Source organism: Anabaena sp. CCY 0017, assembly GCF_963920885.1.
Taxonomy (GTDB): domain Bacteria; phylum Cyanobacteriota; class Cyanobacteriia; order Cyanobacteriales; family Nostocaceae; genus Nodularia.
This window is the reverse complement of the sequence record NZ_CAWUDG010000032.1, coordinates 24,640-44,939: the sequence shown is the minus strand read 5'-3', so window position 1 is coordinate 44,939 and position 20,300 is coordinate 24,640. Positions and strand designations below refer to the sequence as shown.

Annotated in this window: 19 protein-coding genes and 1 pseudogene; 13 read left to right on the top strand and 7 right to left on the bottom strand. The window is 41.9% G+C overall.

Annotated features, from left to right (window positions below; translation table 11 throughout):
* Positions 1-247, bottom strand: a pseudogene (locus ACM0OW_RS23185) (hypothetical protein); the annotation flags it as partial.
* Positions 248-635: 388 nt separating this feature from the next.
* Between ACM0OW_RS23185 and ACM0OW_RS23180 the strand changes: the two are divergent.
* Together ACM0OW_RS23180 and ACM0OW_RS23175 are read left to right on the top strand one after the other, a co-directional pair.
* Positions 636-1,526 carry an alpha/beta fold hydrolase gene (locus tag ACM0OW_RS23180; RefSeq protein ID WP_414552739.1) on the top strand — a complete coding sequence of 297 codons (891 nt, stop codon included), beginning with the start codon at positions 636-638 and terminating at the stop codon, positions 1,524-1,526.
* A gap of 392 nt (positions 1,527-1,918) precedes the next feature.
* Complete coding sequence (locus tag ACM0OW_RS23175) at positions 1,919-2,944, top strand: serine/threonine protein kinase (protein ID WP_414552742.1); 1,026 nt, start codon at positions 1,919-1,921, stop codon at positions 2,942-2,944.
* A 33-nt stretch (positions 2,945-2,977) separates the two neighbouring features.
* Here the strand turns inward: ACM0OW_RS23175 and rimM are convergent, their stop codons facing one another.
* Both rimM and ACM0OW_RS23165 read right to left on the bottom strand, forming a co-directional pair.
* Positions 2,978-3,688: a ribosome maturation factor RimM gene (gene rimM / locus ACM0OW_RS23170; RefSeq protein ID WP_414552737.1), complete on the bottom strand. Its 711-nt coding sequence runs from the start codon at positions 3,686-3,688 to the stop codon at positions 2,978-2,980.
* Positions 3,689-3,879: 191 nt separating this feature from the next.
* Positions 3,880-5,163 carry a valine--pyruvate transaminase gene (locus tag ACM0OW_RS23165; protein WP_414552736.1) on the bottom strand — a complete coding sequence of 428 codons (1,284 nt, stop codon included), beginning with the start codon at positions 5,161-5,163 and terminating at the stop codon, positions 3,880-3,882.
* A gap of 225 nt (positions 5,164-5,388) precedes the next feature.
* On the opposite strand from ACM0OW_RS23165, the gene ACM0OW_RS23160 reads away from it, so the two are divergent.
* From ACM0OW_RS23160 to fghA, 3 genes are all read left to right on the top strand, one after another.
* Positions 5,389-6,498, top strand: a complete 1,110-nt coding sequence (locus ACM0OW_RS23160; protein WP_414552734.1) for an S-(hydroxymethyl)glutathione dehydrogenase/class III alcohol dehydrogenase — start codon at positions 5,389-5,391, stop codon at positions 6,496-6,498.
* A gap of 117 nt (positions 6,499-6,615) precedes the next feature.
* Complete coding sequence (locus ACM0OW_RS23155) at positions 6,616-7,137, top strand: DUF29 domain-containing protein (protein ID WP_414552732.1); 522 nt, start codon at positions 6,616-6,618, stop codon at positions 7,135-7,137.
* 21 nt (positions 7,138-7,158) lie between these two features.
* Entirely contained in the window at positions 7,159-8,007 is an 849-nt protein-coding gene (fghA, locus tag ACM0OW_RS23150) for an S-formylglutathione hydrolase (protein WP_414552730.1), read from the top strand.
* 51 nt (positions 8,008-8,058) lie between these two features.
* On the opposite strand, the gene ACM0OW_RS23145 is transcribed toward fghA, so the two are convergent.
* A complete protein-coding gene (locus ACM0OW_RS23145) occupies positions 8,059-8,448 on the bottom strand; it encodes a hypothetical protein (protein WP_414552729.1) in 390 nt (129 codons plus the stop codon).
* Positions 8,449-8,885: 437 nt separating this feature from the next.
* On the opposite strand from ACM0OW_RS23145, the gene ACM0OW_RS23140 reads away from it, so the two are divergent.
* The 3 genes from ACM0OW_RS23140 to ACM0OW_RS23130 all read left to right on the top strand — a co-directional run bounded on the left by ACM0OW_RS23140 (position 8,886) and on the right by ACM0OW_RS23130 (position 10,461).
* Positions 8,886-9,272 carry a nuclear transport factor 2 family protein gene (locus ACM0OW_RS23140; RefSeq protein WP_414552727.1) on the top strand — a complete coding sequence of 129 codons (387 nt, stop codon included), beginning with the start codon at positions 8,886-8,888 and terminating at the stop codon, positions 9,270-9,272.
* Between the two features lie 90 nt (positions 9,273-9,362).
* A complete protein-coding gene (locus ACM0OW_RS23135; protein ID WP_414552725.1) occupies positions 9,363-10,142 on the top strand; it encodes an MBL fold metallo-hydrolase in 780 nt (259 codons plus the stop codon).
* A gap of 148 nt (positions 10,143-10,290) precedes the next feature.
* On the top strand, positions 10,291-10,461 hold the full coding sequence (locus tag ACM0OW_RS23130) for a high light inducible protein (RefSeq protein ID WP_089090070.1): 171 nt from the start codon (positions 10,291-10,293) through the stop codon (positions 10,459-10,461).
* Positions 10,462-10,666: 205 nt separating this feature from the next.
* Here the strand turns inward: ACM0OW_RS23130 and ACM0OW_RS23125 are convergent, their stop codons facing one another.
* Both ACM0OW_RS23125 and ACM0OW_RS23120 read right to left on the bottom strand, forming a co-directional pair.
* Positions 10,667-10,975, bottom strand: coding sequence for an RNA recognition motif domain-containing protein (locus ACM0OW_RS23125; RefSeq protein ID WP_414552723.1), 309 nt, complete (start codon positions 10,973-10,975; stop codon positions 10,667-10,669).
* Positions 10,976-11,391: 416 nt separating this feature from the next.
* Positions 11,392-12,108, bottom strand: a complete 717-nt coding sequence (locus ACM0OW_RS23120) for a fasciclin domain-containing protein (protein ID WP_414552721.1) — start codon at positions 12,106-12,108, stop codon at positions 11,392-11,394.
* Positions 12,109-12,568: 460 nt separating this feature from the next.
* On the opposite strand from ACM0OW_RS23120, the gene ACM0OW_RS23115 reads away from it, so the two are divergent.
* From ACM0OW_RS23115 to ACM0OW_RS23095, 5 genes are all read left to right on the top strand, one after another.
* Complete coding sequence (locus ACM0OW_RS23115) at positions 12,569-13,360, top strand: glutathione S-transferase family protein (protein WP_414552719.1); 792 nt, start codon at positions 12,569-12,571, stop codon at positions 13,358-13,360.
* 169 nt (positions 13,361-13,529) lie between these two features.
* A complete protein-coding gene (locus tag ACM0OW_RS23110; protein ID WP_414552718.1) occupies positions 13,530-15,260 on the top strand; it encodes a helicase HerA domain-containing protein in 1,731 nt (576 codons plus the stop codon).
* Positions 15,261-15,570: 310 nt separating this feature from the next.
* The gene (locus ACM0OW_RS23105) at positions 15,571-15,963 is read left to right on the top strand and encodes a sugar ABC transporter permease (RefSeq protein WP_414552716.1); all 393 of its coding nucleotides are present in this window, start codon (positions 15,571-15,573) and stop codon (positions 15,961-15,963) included.
* Between the two features lies 1 nt (position 15,964).
* Positions 15,965-17,932, top strand: a complete 1,968-nt coding sequence (locus ACM0OW_RS23100) for a caspase, EACC1-associated type (RefSeq protein ID WP_414552715.1) — start codon at positions 15,965-15,967, stop codon at positions 17,930-17,932.
* A gap of 439 nt (positions 17,933-18,371) precedes the next feature.
* Positions 18,372-18,809 (top strand): DUF29 domain-containing protein, encoded by a 438-nt coding sequence (locus ACM0OW_RS23095; RefSeq protein WP_414552713.1) that lies wholly within the window; start codon positions 18,372-18,374, stop codon positions 18,807-18,809.
* Positions 18,810-18,891: 82 nt separating this feature from the next.
* Here the strand turns inward: ACM0OW_RS23095 and hemW are convergent, their stop codons facing one another.
* Complete coding sequence (gene hemW, locus ACM0OW_RS23090) at positions 18,892-20,073, bottom strand: radical SAM family heme chaperone HemW (RefSeq protein ID WP_414552711.1); 1,182 nt, start codon at positions 20,071-20,073, stop codon at positions 18,892-18,894.
* Positions 20,074-20,300 lie beyond the last annotated feature (227 nt).

Genomic DNA, 20,300 nt, shown 5'->3' with positions numbered 1-20,300 from the left:
CATCGTCATCATCGTCATCATCGTCATCATCGTCATCATCGTCATCATCGTCATCGTCATCATCATCATCATCGTTATCTGCCAATAAAAGCTGTTGTTCTGATGACTGAACTGATGTTTGTTCGCCAGTAGTAGATATAGCTGAAGCGGCATATACAGAAGCAATGGGCGAAAACATTGCTAAAAACATAGCAGCAACAATCACTTTGCTCATTTGAGCTAACGAACATGGAAGTATTTGTTTCATCTCACACCCTACCAATTGGCTATAAAGTTAAAGGGATGATGATCCCCATTTACTTATTCTTCCCAAGTTAGTGATGAAAATAACATTTTAACTAAATATTATTTACTAGTACTTGTGATGGTGAGATTAAGCTAGTGCGCGGAGCTACGTGAAAACACAGCCTATAAAAAGTGTATGTAGTACCGTGCTTGTTTGTCAAAAAAGAGGAACCGAGGCAGGGGGCAGGGAAGAAGAGGAATGGTTGTTAAGTAAGCGGCAGTTTAAAGTAATTTCTGATTTCTTACTCCCCCTTGCACCCTGCACCCCTGCCTCTTTTGCTCAGGAGAGGGGAGAATTTGAAGAAATTCAGGGACAATAAAAATAGAAAAACACTTCATGAATTTTAATAATGACCGGAACTACACAGCAACTACCTTTAGCAACCTTAGAAAAATTTGTTTGGACTTGGCAAGGTTACAAAATTCAATATACCGTCATGGGTACAGGTCGCCCCTTGGTACTGGTTCACGGCTTTGGTGCTTCGATAGGACACTGGCGGAAAAATATCCCGGTTTTAGCTGACGCAGGCTACCGGGTTTATGCTGTGGATCTTTTGGGTTTTGGTGGTTCAGATAAAGCACCAATTGATTACACTATTGAAGTCTGGGTAGAACTGCTCAAAGATTTTTGGAACGCACACATCAAAGAACCTGCGGTATTTATTGGTAACTCTATTGGCGCACTTATCAGTTTGATGGTGCTGGCGGAATATCCAGAAATTAGTGCTGGTGGTGTTTTAATTAACTCGGCTGGCGGTTTAAGTCATCGTCCCCATGAGTTAAATCCACCTTTACGGATGGTGATGGGAGCTTTTAACAGATTTGTGCGATCGCCTATTACAGGTAAATTTGTCTATAACCGCATACGTCAAAAATCCCAAATTCGTCGCACCCTATACCAAGTTTACCGCAACCGTGAAGCTGTGACAGATGAATTAGTCGATATCCTTTATACCCCATCTTGTGATCCGGGAGCGCAACAAGTGTTCGCCTCCATCCTCACAGCCCCTCCTGGCCCTAGTCCAGAGGAACTATTGCCTAAAATCCCACGTCCTTTATTAGTAATTTGGGGTGCTGATGATCCTTGGACACCAATCACCGGGGCGAAGATTTATGAACAGGCCTGTGAGAATGGCAAAGATATCAAGATTGTTCCCATTCCTAACGCTGGTCATTGTCCCCACGATGAAGTCCCAGACGTTGTTAACGCCCAGATAGTCAATTGGTTGGAGCAACTTTAATAGTTAAGCATAAAGATGCCCTCTGGGGCATCTAGCAGAAGTTGGCGGAAATAAACAGACTATTCAAAATCAATGAAAAGCCTATAAAATGATATTCTTGACTGACTTTTGAATTTTCACTTTTAACTTCCGCCTTGGGGCATCTCGCCTATAGAGAGATGCAAAGATTATTTTTTACAGTTAACAGTTAACAGTTATCAGTTTTATCAGCATTATTTCACCATAGACCTGATCAGCTGTGAGCATTCAACTTGCATAATTTGGACGAGCAATATTCCGGATTGCTCACAAAAGTTGTATTTAAATATGTGCGGCAAAATCAGGTTTTTTCAGATTTACTGTTAACTAATTCAATTGCATCTTGACAAAATCAGACTCAGATGGTAAGTGTAATGGAGCTTGATGTAGAGAATCGAGAGGCAATTCGCCCAAGTGATTATCCTGATTTTTCTGAGCTAGGCTATCAAGTGATTAGAGAACTAGGACGCAACCAGGTAGAGGGGCGCATTACTTATCTGGCTCAGGTATCTAAATCTCATCAACAGGTAGTAATTAAAGAGTTTAATTTTGCTAGTGCGAGTGCTGACTGGTCAGGGTTAAAAACTTATGAACGTGAAATTCAAATCTTACAACAACTTGATCATCCTCGTATCCCTCGCTACATAGACTCTTTTGAAATGCCAGATTATTTTTATCTGGTACAGGAGTACAAAAACGCTCCATCTCTGGGATTACAACGCAATTTCAACCCGGAAGAAGTCAAACAAATAGCAGTATCAATTTTAGAGATTTTAGTTTATCTGCAACACCGCGCTAACCCAATTATTCATCGCGATATTAAACCAGAAAACATCTTAGTTGATGAGCATCTCAACGCTTATTTAGTGGATTTTGACTTGGCTAGGTTGGAGGGGGTGAAAATGCCTCTCAGCAGCTTGGCTTCAGGAACCCCAGGTTTTATGCCACCGGAGGAACAGTTTGGTCATGCTCTCACCCAAGCTTCTGACCTGTATAGTTTAGGAGTAACACTGATTTGGTTACTGACTAATACTAGTTCTGTTGATATTTCTCAGTTAATAGATCATAGATATCGCGTTAATTTCCAGAAACTGTTTCCCCAACTTAATCCGCGTTTTAAATCATGGTTGATGAAATTGGTGAAATCTAGGTGGAAATATCGCTATGCTAACGCTGCATTGGCTTTAAAGGCACTTGAAGCAATTCGAGTTACTGGTCATTATACTAACACAGATACTTTAGCTGCTGCAATAAAATGGAGACAAAAAACAGTTGTCCTATGTCTATCTATGATTGGCATGATGGCAGTAGCAACAACAACTTTGTTAGTTTCCCCCCCAGGTGGCGTAGCCCAGAATCTGCTGAAAAGTAGGGAATCAATAGGGACAAAGACGCGATAAATCGCGTCTCTACAAGAGGTGAGGGAGTAAGCCTTAACCAATCGCTAATTCTAGTAAGCCGGGGGGGGGAGTAATTTCAATGCGGCGAGATTCTATATCTACCAGAGGAGCGATCGCTTTGACGAATGGTATCAAAAGATGCTTCGGGGCTTGAGGCTGTGATTGTTCTGGTTCAACAGCTTCATTTTGCTGATGCAACTTGACTTCCAATAAAAAATTACCAGCCGGAATTACATCTACCACCTCACCCACAAGTTCCGCCGATTCTTGCATAAATACCAACATTCCGATCAAATCGGTAACATGATATTCATCTTCGCCTAATTGGGGGCGATCGCTAGCGGGAACCATCAACTTATAATCGCGTAACGCCTCAGCATCATTGCGATTTTTCACCCCAGCCAAAGAAATTATACAAAGATTTTTCCCTTCCACATAACGTCCCGACAACAACTCCACAGGTTGCGGTTCCTGATCCCCAGGATGCCATAACCAACGAGTTCCCGGAACCTCAAACCGTTCAGGAAAATCCGACTCTGGATAAACCCGCAACTCCCCAGCCAAACCTTGAGGAGCGACAATCTTCCCAATGTCCAACCATTCATCAAGACTGGGGGAAGAGGCAGGGGGCAGGGGGGAAGATTTTGGGCTAATACCACCATCTTGCTTATGCTTTTTTTCTGCCTTTCCTTTCTTATCCATCTCTTTCTTGGCGACCTTTGCGCCTTGGCGGTTCGTTTTCATAATCAGACTGGGGACTGGGTAGTGCGGGCGGGTTTAGTAAGATCCTCGTTAATGTTTGATGATATCTGAGAACCCGCCCCTACGGGAGAAATGTTCCTTGCGTTCTTATCCATCTCTTTCTTGGCGGCCTTTGCGCCTTGGCGGTTCGTTTTCATACGCCTACGAATTACGAATTACGAATTACGAATTACTTAAGCGCTGACAACAGCACGCTGATAAACTCGTTCAGCCACCTGTGCCAGACGTTGCATACCAGTAACAATTTCCTCATCACTACCAGTCAGACTAATGCGTAAACATTGGCGTTTGTGCAGCCATTCTTCCCGCAAACCAGGGAAAAATCCACTTCCAGGAACAACAATTACACCCACTTGCTTTAATTCCTGGTAAAATTCCCAATCAGTCATCGGTAAATCCTGTAGCCATAACCAAGCAAAAATTGCTCCTTCACCGCGATGGAGGAACCAAGGTAAATCCTTAGGCATGGCTGTATCTAAAGTATCTTCAAGCACAGCAAACTTTTTCTGATAGAAGGGACGAATCACTTCTTCAGCGATTTGGCCTAAAGCCCCAGAATTAATCGCAATAGCGGCGATCGCTTGACCATAGCGTGAGGGATGAATACACAAATTTGTCTGAAAGCACTCCAAGGCTTGGATTATGCCTTCATCACCAATAGCAACGCCAATGCGTTCTCCAGGTAATCCCACCTTTGATAAACTCATGCAGTGCAGAATATTCTCACCGAACACGGGAGTCATTTCTGTAAAATTCAAAGCTGGGAAAGGAGGCGCATAAGCCGAATCAATTAATACAGGGACATTATAAGGTGCAGCCAAAGCCGCAATTTTTTTCACTTCGTCATCAGAAAGTACATTACCAGTGGGGTTACAGGGACGAGAGAACAGGACGCAACCGGTGCTTTCTGTAATCGATAATTGGCTAAAATCTGGACGATATTTAAACCTGTGAGCCGCCGCATCAATATCTAAAGTTGGTTTATAGGCAATTAAGGCATCTTGCTCTAAACAAACACCGCCATAACCTGTATAGTCGGGACTGAGAGGTAAAACGATTTGCTTGAGTTCGCCGCTATTTGTATAGCCACCGAAAGCATTGGCAGCGTAGAAGTAAAGACTTTGACTGCCGGGTGTAATTAAGATATTGCGATCGCTTAAGTTTAAACCATAGCGTTTGTTGAAGTCATTGGCGATCGCCTCAATTAACGGGGCATAGCCCTGACTAGAACCGTAACGACAAACCACCTCACCGTATTCTGAACCAGCTAATAATTCTGCCGTGCAGTCGCGCCACAACTGTTCCACCTCTGGCAAAATCAACGGGTTGCCAGCGCTCAAATTCATAAATTCTTGCCCTGCCCCAGCTTTTAAAGTTTCGATAATGTCCTTCATAATTGCTCTTACGCCAGTCAAGTTAGACATTTGAGCGCCAATTTTCGTGAGGGCAGGGTTCATAAGCTTCGTAAAAATAAAGATAAGGTCGGAGTTAACAAAATTATCAGTCTATTATGGCAAATAGGTATCATCGTCCAGGTTTGCCGCCTGTAACTAATGTACCAATATCAACGGCAAAAGCAATTGGGCAATTTTATAAAAAAGTAACAAAAAGTTTCTATTACCATTCCTCGATCTAAACTCAAAACAGCTTATTGATACAACTTTTATACAGGAAGGCTAATTGTGCAAGTTAAAGCAGCGATCGCTTACGGCGCGGGTAAGCCGTTAACTATTGAAACCGTGGAATTATCGCCACCACGAGCCGGGGAAGTGTTAATTGAGATTAAAGCCTCTGGGGTTTGCCATACCGATGCTTACACCCTCTCTGGTAATGATCCTGAAGGTTTATTTCCCGCCATTTTGGGACACGAAGGCGCTGGGGTAGTGGTAGAGGTTGGTGCTGGTGTCACTAGCCTGAAACCAGGAGATCATGTTATTCCTCTATACACTCCAGAATGCCGTCAGTGTGAATATTGCTTGAGCATGAAAACAAATCTTTGTCAAGCAATTCGTTTAACTCAAGGACGAGGTGTCATGCCAGATGGGACGAGTCGCTTTAGTATTGGTGGAGAAATGCTGCATCACTACATGGGGACATCTACCTTTGCTAATTACACAGTTTTACCAGAAATTGCTGTAGCTAAAATCCGTCCAGATGCCCCCTTTGATAAAGTTTGTTATATTGGCTGCGGTGTAACCACTGGTGTTGGTGCTGTGATTAATACAGCCAAAGTAGAACCAGGGGCAAATGTCATAGTTTTCGGCTTAGGCGGTATTGGCTTAAATGTCATCCAAGGGGCGCGGATGGTAGGAGCGAATATGATTATCGGGGTAGATATTAATCCCAGCAAACGGGCTTTAGCAGAAAAGTTTGGCATGACGCATTTTGTCAATCCCCAAGAAGTTGAAGGTGATTTAGTACCTTATTTGGTGGACTTAACTAAAGGTGGTGCTGATTATACATTTGAATGTATTGGCAATGTGAATGTCATGCGTCAAGCCTTAGAATGCTGCCATAAAGGTTGGGGCGTAAGTGTAGTTATTGGTGTCGCTGGTGCTGGACAAGAAATCAGAACTCGTCCGTTTCAATTAGTAACGGGAAGGGTTTGGAAAGGTTCGGCATTTGGTGGTGCGAGAGGACGTACAGATGTACCAAAAATAGTTGATTGGTACATGGATGGAAAAATCAACATTGATGATTTAATTACTCATGTCATGCCCATTGAAGAGATTAATACAGCTTTCGACTTAATGCACAAAGGCGAATCAATCCGCAGCGTAGTCACATTTTAACAGTTATCAGTTATCAGTTATCAGTTAACAGTTATCAGTTTTAATTGTCTGGCTCAAATTAGATAAAATTAGGGAATATTCACCTTGTAGAGACGCGATGAATCGCGTCTTTTAACAATGCAGACACCACAAACCGGAGAATCAGCACCAAACCTGAAAGCCAACCTCTATGAAACAGACTTTTACGCTTGGACTCAACAACAATCTCATCTGCTGCGTGGACAGGAATGGAAGCAGCTTGACTTGCCCAATTTAATTGAGGAAATCGAAGCTTTGGGCAGAAAGGAACGTCAAGAATTGCGAAATCGCCTCAGCATATTAATTGGGCATTTACTCAAGTGGGAATTTCAATCAGCAAAACGCAGTCGTAGTTGGTTGAATACAATTCGCATCCAGCGTATAGATATATGGGAATTACTCGAAGAAAACCCAAGTCTCCAAGCATACCTGCAAAAAGTTCTTCCCAAAGCTTACCTCAAAGCGATCGCCTTAGCTGCTGGAGAAACCAACCTAGCCGTGAAAACATTTCCCCCTGATTGTCCTTATACCCTAGAAGAAGTTCTGAGCGATAGCGAAGCGCTGCTGCAAGCAGATCGCTTTTATCCAGGTAAAGCTGCAAATGATGATTTGATGGAATAATAGCCTCAAAATTTATCAATCATGACTAAACTTAACCTGATATCAGAATATCAAAGCTTTGGCGGCAAAGTCGGCTTTTACTCTCATTTTTCCTCAACCTGCGATGGTGAAATGCGCTTCGCAGTCTATCAACCACCACAAACCACTCAACAGCCAGTACCCGTCCTCTATTTCCTTTCCGGCTTGACGTGTAATCAAGAGAATTTTATGGTCAAAGCTGGGGCGCAACGCTACGCAGCCCAGTACGGTTTAATGTTAGTCGCACCAGATACAAGTCCCCGCAACACAGGTATTCCAGGTGAAGATGATGATTGGGATTTTGGCACAGGTGCGGGTTTTTATGTGGATGCTACTGAGGAACCTTGGCATCAGCATTACCAAATGTATAGTTATATTGTTCAAGAATTACCTGCCATAATTGCCGCAAATTTTCCCATACAATCTGATAAACAAGGTATTTTTGGTCATTCAATGGGAGGACATGGGGCGCTAGTCTGTGCCATACGAAACCCGCAACTATATAAATCAGTGTCAGCTTTTGCACCCATCGCTGCACCGATGCGCTGTCCTTGGGGTCAAAAAGTCTTAAGTGGTTATCTAGGTGATAATCAAGAAACGTGGCGTAATTATGATGCGAGTGAATTAGTTGAGAAATTAGGATATCACAGTCCCATTCTCATTGACCAAGGAACTGCTGATCAATATTTATCTGAACAATTACTCCCAGAGGTGTTTGAGCAAGCTTGTAAGTCTGTAAATCAGCCTTTAAACCTACGTTACCAAACAGGTTACGATCACAGTTATTATTTTATCGCTAGTTTTATTGAAGACCATATCCGCCATCATGCGAACTTGATTTCACGGTTATAAAAAGCGAAATACCTCATTCAGTATAAAAAACCGAACTGAGGTATTGCTTAGTTAAAATTTTATTCCTAGTTGGCCGTTGAAACCTCGCACAGAATTGTAACCAGCGCCTATAAAAACGTTATCGGTAGCACCAGCCTGAACACCACCAGAAAACGCAACTCCCTTATCCTCTGAATACCAGCCAACTCCTACATAAGGTGAAATCACTGGCAAACTGAGAAATTTTAAAACATCTGCGCCCACTGCACCGTCAGGGCCTCTTCCTACTTCAACCCCAAAATCTAAAGCTCTAGCTCCTACAGCATAGGTAACGTCGCCATCTTTACCACCAACAGAAACCCAGGGTTGTGGTAAAAACTGAGCAGAAGCTTGACTAGGGACAAATACAGTTAAGCAACTTAATGATGAAATGAGTAATTTAGCAAGAACAGCTTTTTTCACGTTTTTCTCCAACACTACACATCACATTTTGACACTCTCACACCCCTTTAAGGCGTGGGATTCCCCGAATTAATTTTCAGGTTTCTTCTTTACTAAGACTGGAGTTACTCTGAGGAGTTTCCGTTCTAGGTTCTGTAATTAGCGCAGCTTACATTTATGGTGGGTTACGGACTATCGTCCTAACCCACCCTACTGGCTGAAAATGTTGCAAACAATTGTAGGTTGGGTTGACGACAGGAAACCCAACATCATTGGCAACGTTGGGTTGCGCTGCGCTTAACCCAACCTACGTTTAATGAGCAATTTTAGGTTTGTCAATCCACTACAAATTGGGGATTTTATTGATTGGAAGTCCCTAATGTGGAAAATTCATATCGGTGTGTTAACTAGCTGTATAATTAACGACAGTTTTTGATGTACACCAAAAGAATCGCATCATGCCACACGAATCCATTGAAACAATTATATCCGCCTACTTTACTAATATTGCAGCCATGAATCCAGAGGGTTGGGTGGAAAATTTTGCGGAAGATGCCATGAGTCATGACCCGGTTGGTGAACCACCTACAAAGGTGCATGAGGGATATCGTGAATTTATTGGGCAGTTACAAGCCTTTTTTGAGAAACTAGAATCAAGCACTGAGCATATCTTCGTTGCTGGGAATGAGGCGGCGGTGAAGTGGACGATGCACGGTGTGAGTAAGAGAGGTAAGTCAGTCACCTTTGAGGGAATTACGGTTTTTGAAATTAACGCAGCCGGTAAGATTCAAACAACTCGCGCTTACTGGAATCCGGCAAATATGGTGGCGCAACTGCGCTCCTAAAATTATTTAGCAGTCTCTCATCTGTGGATCAACTGGAAACGACAGTTAAACCCATCCATAATAAAGGCAGATGTTATTTTTAATTTAGTTATGTACTTAACTTGGTTAGACAGCAATAGTTGGTTACTGGAAATCGGCAACCAACGCATATTACTTGATCCTTGGCTGGTTGGTTCCTTAACTTTTGGCAATTTGGATTGGTTCTTCAGAGGTTATCGCACACAAGAACGACCCATACCAGAGAATATTGATCTAATTCTGCTGTCTCAAGGTTTAGAAGATCATGCTCATCCACCAACATTGAAGCAGCTTGATCACCAAATTAAAGCTGTGGCTTCTCCCAATGCGGCAAAATTGTTACAAGGTTTGGGTTTTACTTCCGTAACATCCTTAGCTCATAGGGAAACTTTTAAGTTAAATGAGCAAGTAGAAATCACTGCTTTACCTGGGTCTACAGTGGGTTATAACCTGGTAGAAAATGGTTATTTACTCAAAGAAGTAACCAGTGGTTTGACACTTTACTATGAGCCTCATGGGTCTCATTCTGCCGAAGTCAAACAGTTTGCACCGGTTGATGTGGTGATTACGCCAATTGTTGATGTCACATTACCTTTGTCTGTGCCAATTATTAGAGGTAGGAAGAGTGCATTGGAAGTTGCACAGTGGTTACAACCGCAAGTCATGCTTCCCACGGCTGCGGGTGGAGACGTAATCTTTGAAGGTTTGTTGACGAAATTCTTAAAGGCTGAGGGAAGTGTAGAGGAGTTTAATTCTTTGCTAAATCAGCATAATCTGACTACACAAGTTATGGAACCTAAACCAGGCGATCGCTTAGAACTACAATTAAAAAAGCGTGCATTAGCAATATAATCTTGACGTTCTTTGCTTTGAAACTTGCAACCGTATACGGTAATTACGTCAATTAATGTTGGGTTTTAGATTGCATTTTCGTAAACATCTGTTACATTAGTTTACATAACCCGCAATTTTTGACACATAAAAACTAGGAATACTAATTATGCCAGATACTAAAAATGCAGCTTCAAACGATCCTAACGCTTTACGTTGGGGATTCACCTCACAAAGCGAAAACTGGAACGGTCGTTTTGCAATGATTGGTTTCTTATCCGCTATTTTACTGGAAGTGTTCTCTGGTCAAGGTTTCCTCCACTTCTGGGGTATCCTCTAAATTGATATAGCTTTTTCCAGTTTTAAGTAAAAATTAAAAAGCTCCGAACGAGGCTGAGGCCATGTTCGGAGCTTTAGTTTTAATCCCTGGTGATTAAACCTGGGAAAATAAATTTATTCAGACGTGGGGACTGGGGACTGGGGACTGAGGACTAGGAAATTTTTTCTCCCCTGCTCCCTGCTCCCTGCTCCCTGCTCCCTACCTCTTAGTAGCGGTTGCGGGAGCCACCACCACCACCACCCCGGTTTCCTCCAAAGGAACCGCCTCTGTCTTCCTTGGGTTTAGCTTTATTGACTTTCATATCGCGTCCCATCCACTCAGCACCATCAAGAGCTTCAATGGCTGCTGTTTCTTCTTCGTCTGAACCCATTTCTACGAAAGCAAATCCACGTAAACGACCGGTTTCACGGTCAGTAGGTATTTGAACTCGTTTTACAGTACCGTACTCTGCAAACACAGCCGTTAGACCTTCTTGGTTAACGTCGTAAGAAAGATTACCTACATAAATTGACATCGATTGTCTCCAAAATCGCAAAGATGTAGAGATTTAGATTTCGGAGAAAAGTCTGTAAATACCACAAGGAAAAAGCCTGTCAATACTAAAAACAAACGCTGTCGCCGAATTAATTCTCATCTTGATTGTGACACATAATTTTAAATATTAAGAGGAAAGCTAAAAAAACTGTTATAAAAAGTTATGTTAAGCCAATGTATATTTGTGTTTTTAAGTCTACCTCCTTTTGATAGATATTAGAAATTGCTGAGTGCAAAGCTATTTTTTCAAGACTTTGAGTGCTTACAATTGTCCTCAGCGATATAACCACGGCTATATTTCCGACAAAAAAATCCCGCACAGAATTAGTATCTGAACGGGATTTTATCCTAGCTAGGATTTAGAATTGCGATCGCGATTCTACCTCTGCTAGAAACCTAGAGGTCAGGAGGCAAAATCACCTGATCAATCGCGTGTATGACACCATTACTACCTTTAATATCTGCCTGAACTACGTTGGCATCATTGACCATCACACCACTAGGGCTAACTGTGACTTTGATTGCACCACCTTCAAGGCTTTTCACCTCGCCAGATGACAAGTCAGTAGATAGTACTGTACCACTGACAACATGGTAAGTTAATAGCTTCAGCAAAATTTCTTTATTTTCTGGCTTCAACAAGTCTCTCACAGCATCTTGCGGTAATTTGGCAAATGCAGCATTAGTGGGAGCAAAAACTGTTAAATTATCTCCACCTTGCAAAGCGTCTGTCAATCCAGCTGCTTTTAGCGCCGCAGTTAAAGTTGTAAAGTTAGGGCTAGACTCTGCCAATGCTAACAAGGTTTTGCTTTGAGTGTCAGTTGCTCCTGGTCTGGGAGGAGTAGTGGGGGGTGTTGGTGTTACTCTTGGGGTACGTGTATCGGGAGGTGTAGTTGGCGTAGTCGGCGTAGTTGGCGCAGTCCGAGTACCACGGTTGTAGGGAGGTTCATTAAAAATACTGGGTCTGGGATTTAGAACTCCACTACCTGTCTGTGCCACTAAATTATTGGTTGCCTGATTAGCTCCAGATGGTAGAGTGATCAGGAGGCTAACGCTGGCTAATCCTACTACACCTGCCCACTTGGTCAACAACTTGCTGTAATTTGCCTTCATAAATTTTGTTTGTCTTTGAGTTTTACAGGTCACATAAAGATTTATAACACTTCGTTATGCAAAATATCTAAATAGACATCTGGTGAAAATAAAATATGCGTGATCACAGGACTGTTGTAAAGACGTTCCATGCAACGTCTCTACATTCTTTGTCGGAGATATCTACATAAATGTTGCTGAACAAGAATATATACGGTGACTATTTATGTTCCGGTTTTGAACACCTAAATCTCAAAATAACGTAATTTGAGTATATTTATCCATGAATATGGTTGATTTAATATTTTAATCAATTTAAAAATAAGTTTTGCAGAGAAATCACGTAATTTCTTACAATTAGCCGGAAATTAGCTATTTTGTCTTGGAAATTTTTGCATAATTTAGCAATTTCTCAGGAAAATTACTTGAACTAAAGATACAATGAGAGCGTTGTGCAGTGAATCTGTTAAAAGTATAGATTATGCTAGAATTATACCAATGGGAATTATCTCACTACTCAGAAAAAGTGCGGTTAATCCTAGATTATAAAGGACTAAATTACCGTAAAATAGAAGTCACACCGGGAATGGGACAGGTAGATTTATTCCGGCTGACTGGACAAAAACAAGTGCCAGTTTTAAAAGACGGTAGTAGATATATTGTAGATTCTACGGAAATTGCTAAATATTTAGATTTAGAATATCCTGAACGCCCACTCATACCTCAAGATCCTAAAAAACGGGGTTTATGCTTATTGATGGAAGAATGGGCAGATGAGTCCATCGGTATCAAAGGCAGAAAGGCGCTGTTTTCGGCTATTAGTCAAGACCAAAATTTCCGCAAGTCTTTATTGCCGAATTCTACACCGGATATCTTCAAAACTCTTGTGGCTGGTGTACCCAGTGATGTGTTGACTGTTTTGGGTTTTGGTGTGGGTTATAGCCCTGATGTGATTAAATCAGCGATCGCCGACTTGAAACAAGACTTAGAATCGTTAACACTAATATTAGCGGATAGTCCCTATTTAACCGGAGATGAACCAACTTTAGCTGACTTAGCAGTGGCTAGTTTATCAATATTGCTGAAGTTCCCTGAAGTTCCTTATCTTGATTTACCAGCCGGACTGCGCGGTAAAGGTGTCCCAGGATTAGCAGATAATCCTGATTATGAACTATTCTTTTCTTGGCGCGATCGCCTATATGCTCAATTCCGTAAACCATTAATTAGTTTACCGACCTCTGGATCAGCACCAACTGCTATTCAAATTGACTAGATGATGAGATGATAAGCTGAGGGACTGTAAAAAAACATCCTCAAAACTCAAGTAAAAAACCTCTATTTTTCTGACTTCTCAGTGTTCTCTGTGCCTGGTGTGGTTTGTTAATCAGAAACCATAAATATAGAGACTCATGATCAAGCTCTCAGCACTCAGCACTTAAGATATGAATTCGGCACAACCATTAGGTTCGGTAATAGAAGGTTCTCTGACTGGGGGATTAGAAGTACGACTACACCCGGATATTTCGGTTGAAGATATGCGGGTGGGTAAATTTTTAGTTGTGCATGGACTGCGATCGCGCTTTTTCTGTATGCTGACAGATGTAGCATTGGGAACTGCGAATGATCGGATTATCGCTAGTCCCCCTAATTGGGAAGACACTTTTTTACGAGAAGTTTTAGCAGGTAGTGGTACTTATGGAACTATCAACCTCTCACCGATGTTGATGTTCACACCCGAATCTGATGAATCTTTGTCGTCTAGGAATGGCAAATCTGCTAACGGTTTTGTCCCATCAGCAACTGGTTTAGCGTCATTTCAGGCTCAAACTAGTACTACGATGGAACTACTACCAGTTAAAACTATTCCCAGTCACTTTAGCCAAGTTTACGAAGCCAGTGTGGATGATTTTCGCCGGGTATTTGGTTGGGAAGATGACCCCCAACGGCGAAATTTTTCTATCGGTAAACCTTTAGATATGGATGTGCCAGTTTGTATCGATTTAAACCGCTTTGTTGAACGGAGTAATGGCGTATTTGGTAAATCTGGGACTGGGAAATCCTTCCTCACCCGCTTACTTTTAGCTGGGGTAATTCGTAAAAATGCAGCAGTCAACTTGATATTTGATATGCACTCGGAGTATGGCTGGGAAGCGGTAGCCGAAGGTAAAAACGTTAGTACTGTTAAAGGCTTAAAGCAACTATTTCCTGGTAAAGTAGAAGTCTACACCCTTGATCCTGAATCTACAAAGCGTCGGGGTGTACGTGATGCTCAAGAACTGTATCTGAGTTATGAGCAAGTTGAAGTTGAAGATATCAAGTTATGCAGTCGAGATTTAGGCTTATCGGATGCAGCTTTGGATAATGCGAATATTTTATATAGCGAATTCGGCAAAACTTGGATTGTCCAATTGCTGAATATGACCAACGAAGAAATCGAAATGTTCTGCGACGAAAAGCGGGGACATAAAGGTTCGATTATGGGATTACAGCGTAAACTTCTCCGCATGGATAGTTTAAAGTATATGCGCGGAGTTTGCCCCCAGAATTATATTAGTAAAATTGTCCAATCTTTGGAAGCTGGGAAGAACGTAGTTATAGAATTTGGTTCTCAGTCTAATATGCTTTCTTATATGTTGGTGACTAATATGATCACCAGAAGAATTCATGCACATTATGTCAAAAAAGCCGATACATTTTTACAAAGCAAGAATCCATGCGATCGCCCCACACCATTAATGATTACAATTGAAGAGGCGCACCGTTTCCTCGACCCAGGAGTGGTACAAAGTACAATCTTTGGCACTATCGCCAGGGAACTGCGAAAATATTTTGTAACTTTGTTAGTTGTAGACCAACGTCCATCGGGGATTGATAATGAAGTGATGTCTCAAATTGGCACACGGATCACCGCTTTGCTCAATGATGATAAAGATATTGATGCTATTTTTACAGGTGTATCTGGTGCGGGTGGTTTGCGTTCAGTATTAGCCAAGTTAGATTCAAAGCAACAAGCTTTAATTTTAGGTCATGCTGTCCCCATGCCGGTGGTTGTGAAAACTCGTCCTTATGACGCAACTTTCTATGCAGAAATCGGAGACCCGGCTTGGGAAGAAAAACCAGATGCAGAAGTATTCGCTGCTGCTGAACTAGCAAAAGCTGATTTGGGTTTTTAGAACAGTACCAGGCGACTAGAAGTCGCGGCTACACAGGCGAAACCCACCTACGTGGGTTGAAAACCTTGATTTTATCTTAGTCCGCGCAGGTGGTCACTGAGCTTGTCGAAGTGCGGACTTCCCTCCGGGAAGACGCTCCGCGTCATGTTTGTATAGCCGCGTTCGCCCTTGGCGTTGCGGTAGCAATATTCCAATCGCCAGGCTAGTTACAGTGCAAAATTAGCGTTTTATCCCTGTATATTGCGTAAAATACTCAGAATAACTGATACAATCGTTTAAAATGATTCTAAATTATATTTAAGCGATTTATATGGTAAATACATCTAACGTTCAAGTGACGATTTCTCTCACTGAACTGGGTTTAGACGATGAGGATTTGCAAGCAGAAGTCCAAAATTTGCTACCTCAGTTAAGAGATGTGGACGGGGTAGAAGATGCAGATTTAGTCGCAGTGGAAAAAGCACCCAAGAATACAAAGGCTTTAGGTGGCTTTTTGTTGGGGTTGTTAAATGCACAAGTTAACGTTGCTAATATCAAAACTGTGTTTGTTTTTTTGAGCGATCGCCTGGGCAACAAACCCATTAAAATGGTGCTGAAAGCGCCTGATGGCAGAGAACTCGACCTAGAAGCCAGCAGTCGAGAAGAATTTGAATTTGCTATCCAAAAAGCACAGGATTTTTTAAACGGGACATCAAACAGCTAAGATGGCGAAGAAAATAGCACTACTGATAGGGATTAGTGAATATCAGCCAGGATTAGCACAGCTACCCAAAGCTGTGAATGATGTTGAGGCGATGCAGCGAGTTTTGGTAGATTCAGAAAGGGGTGGTTTTGCAGAAGGGGATGTCACAGTGCTGAAAAATCCCCAACGACAAGACATGGCCGAGGCTATTGAAGACTTGTATACCAAGTGTCAGAAAGATGACTTGGTGCTTCTTTACTTTTCTGGTCATGGTGTGACCGTAGCAAACGGTGACTTTTACCTCTCAACTCGCAGCACTGAGAAAAATCAGGGAAATTTGAGAACAGCCTCAGCCGTAGCCGCCAGAGATGTACATAGCTGGATGAATGGAAGCAAGTCTAAGCGACTGGTGGTCATTTTAGATTGCTGCTTTAGTGGTGCTTTTGCCAAGGGTTTGACAGCTAAAGATAGTGGTGCTATTGACCTACAACAGTACTTAGGAGGTGAAGGAAGGGCAATTCTCACAGCTTCCACCTCCACACAATATGCTTATGAGTCGGATGGCTTAGACCTTTCGATTTATACCAATTATCTGGTAGAAGGAATTTCAACTGGTGCTGCCGATAAAGACGGGGATGGTCGGATTGAAGTGGATGAGTTGCATCAGTATGCGAAAAGCAAAGTGCAAGAAGTTTCCCCCACCATGACACCAGAACTATATTCCATGAACAAGGGTGAGCCAATTTTTCTGGCGAAGTCGCCCAAAGATGACCCCAAGCTGAAGTATCGTAAGCAAGTTGAGGAAATTGCTCTTGAGGATGAAGGCGAAATTTCCGAAGTTGACCGGATAACCTTAAGCGTGTTGCAGAATGATTTGGGAATATCTGTTGACGAGGCTAATGGAATTGAGTTTGAGGTTCTGAAACCTTATCGTAAACGCCAGGAAAAATTGCAAATTTATGAGCAAGCGTTATCTAAAACTACAGAATATCCACTCAGCAACAAAGACCGCAATCGTTTAAAACGATTACAAAATACCTTAAATCTTCGAGATGAAGATGTCGCACCAATAGAAAAAAGGATTATCGGTCAACAAAAACCAATTGCACCTGAACCAATACAACCAAACTTAGCCAATCAATTTGAGTTTGACATAGTGAAGGTGAATACTCAAGGGCAAATTATCAACCGCAGTCAAAAACGCGCCGAGTTTTTTACAGAAGACTTGGGTAATGGTGTCGTTATAGATATGGTGAAAATTCCTGGGGGTACATTTCTCATGGGTTCGCCAGAAAATGAGCTAAAACGATATGAAGATGAAGGTCCCCAGCACAGCGTCACCATTCAAGACTTTTTTATGGGGAAATTTACCGTCACTCAAGCTCAATGGGCAGCAGTTGCCGATTTTGATAAAGTGGAGATTGATTTAGATCCCGACCCATCTAAGTTTAAAGGTGCTAATCGACCTGTAGAATGTGTTTCTTGGGATGATGCGGTGGAGTTTTGCGCCCGACTATCTCAAAAAACTGGAAAAACCTATCGCTTACCCAGTGAAGCTGAATGGGAATATGCTTGTCGGGCGGGAACGACTACGCCGTTTTATTTTGGTGAGACAATTACCACGGATTTGGCTAATTACCACGGTAATTACACATACAATTCGTCACCAAAGGGTGAATATCGACAGCAAACAACTGATGTGGGAAAATTTCCTGCCAACCCCTTTGGGTTATATGATATGTGTGGTAATATATGGGAATGGTGTCAGGATGAGTGGCACGAAAATTATAATAATGCACCCGCAGACGGTAGCGCTTGGTTAAGTGGTAATGATAATCAAACCCATTTGCTGCGGGGCGGCTCCTGGGACTGCAATCCTAAAAACTGCCTTTCCGCGTCTCGCGGCAGCAACTGTAGGGCGGAGCGCGACGACGACAACGATAATGTTGGTTTTCGTCTTGTTTGCGGCGTTGGGAGGATTCTTCGGTAGCCTTTTATACTCTTCCCCTCTTGCCCTCTACACTATTTTCTTTTCCCTTCTTACGGTCTCGCGCTTGGCGCGATCAAATATTTTTTTAATTTTTGGATGAGTAATTAATATAATACATAATCCTAGCCATTTAATCAAGTGGTATTTGTAAACAATTGCTAAAAAGTTAAGTCCTCTAGAACTTACGCACTGTACACATTAATCATGGTATGCTGTTACCAAAATAGCCAATATCCGGCTTTGAACAATGATTATGTTGATAGTAAATATACCCGCGTGGTAGGGGTTTAGCAATGCTAAACCCCTACGAACTATGTGCTTTTTAGCGTTTACATATTTATTATTTATTGTCAATGCGTAAGTCCTATCCTCCCCAGTCAGAATATATATATTTGTACCCAAGCAGACGAGGAAACGCCATAAAATTCAGTGAAAAACTATGAACCCAGCCAGCCATGAAAATGATTTTTATGCTTGGACACAACAACAAGCGAATCTGTTGAGAGAAAGACAAATACATCAATTAGATTGGCAGAAAATTGCTGAAGAAATCGAAGATATGGGACGGTCTGAAAAACGACAATTAGCCAGTAGATTAGAAATCTTAATTATGCACTTACTTAAATGGCAATTTCAGCCTAATCTACGTTCCCGTAGTTGGCAATTAACCATCAAAGAACAACGTCTACGTTTAGAACAACTGCTGCAAGAAAATCCTAGTCTGAAATCTCATCTTACCGAAATTCTAGACAAAGTTTATCCGTTGGCTACTATCAGCGCCGAAAAAGAAACCGCGTTATCTTCATTTCCTGAAACTTGTTCTTACAGCTTAACAGAAATTTTATCAGCCGATTTTTTTCCAGAATCAAATAATTGAAAAATATCCGCATATCAGTATATAGATCCCCGACTTCTTGAAGAAGTCGGGGATCTGAACCTTAGCGAGAAAAGGTCGTTAGTTAACCCAACTTTTCAAACAAATCAGCCAAAACCACATTAGAAAACAGAAAACCTTGGGGATCAGATAAACGCAACCTTCCCCCAACCACTTCCACCCAACCCTTGTCTAAATAAGGTTGTAAACATTGGTGAATTTCTTTTAATTTTTCTTCCCCAAACTTTTCAGCCAACATTGCCAAACTCACACCCTCAGCTAAACGCAACCCCAACATTAAAGTTTCTAATAATACCTCCTCTGGTGGAGTCACTTCACAATCAATTACACCTCCAGATTTCACCCACTGGTAATACTCCTGAGTTTTGCGCGGACGAGTGAAGCGCTTACCCTCGATATAACTCGCCGCACCCATCCCAAAAGCATAATAAGGGCGGTTTTCCCAATACACTCGATTATGCTGACATTGATGCCCAGGACGAGCATAATTAGAAATTTCGTAATGTTCATAACCAGCACTCGTCAAAACTTGCTGTGCTGTTTCGTACATTTTGACCGTGGTTTCATCCGTTGGTAAAGGCTGATCCCCCGGTTTGTAATAACGACCAAAAGCTGTCCCAGCTTCTATGGTAAGGTCATAGATAGATATGTGAGTAGGTCTGAGATTGACAGCCTGATTTAAAGAATCCTGCCATTGTTCCAAAGACTGATGCGGCAAACCTGAGATTAGGTCTAAGCTAAATTCGGCTATTTCTACTTGGTGAATTAAGTCCACAGATGTGAGAATATCTACAACAGAGTGCGATCGCCCCGCAACCTGCAATAATTCCTGTTGAAACGCTTGTACACCCAAACTTACGCGATTTACCCCAACGCTACGATAGCCAGATAGATGTGCTAAATCAAACGTGCCTGGGTCTACTTCCATAGAAATTTCTGCACCAGCAGCAATCCCAAAATGTTTTTCTAGCGTTGCCAATATCTGTTGTAACTGTTCTATAGATAGTAAAGAAGGAGTCCCACCACCAAAAAAAATCGTCTTTAGAGGTTCACCAGATGCAGCCGTCATGGTAATTTCTTGGCATAGCACCTCTACATATTGAGAGATTGTACCAGATGTTTCACCCCGTAGGCGATCGCCCACCACCGAAACCGGGAAATCACAATAAAAACACCGCCTTCTGCAAAAGGGAATATGGACATAAGCCGAACTGGTAACGCCCGAAATATTAACTTTTTGACTCATTAGGAGAAAGAATTAATTAATTTAACTGAAAATTAAAAACAACCAAAATAAGAAGTTTTATGCCAAAATTTTATCTTTCTACCACAAAATCAGGAAAAATATTCAGAGAAAACACTTTGGTTATAATATTTGCAGATATTCCCTGCTTCAACGCCTAGTGTAAGTCAATATTGATCAATCGCTCTAACCGATGAAAAATACTTGACTTTATAGGATCACACAATCGC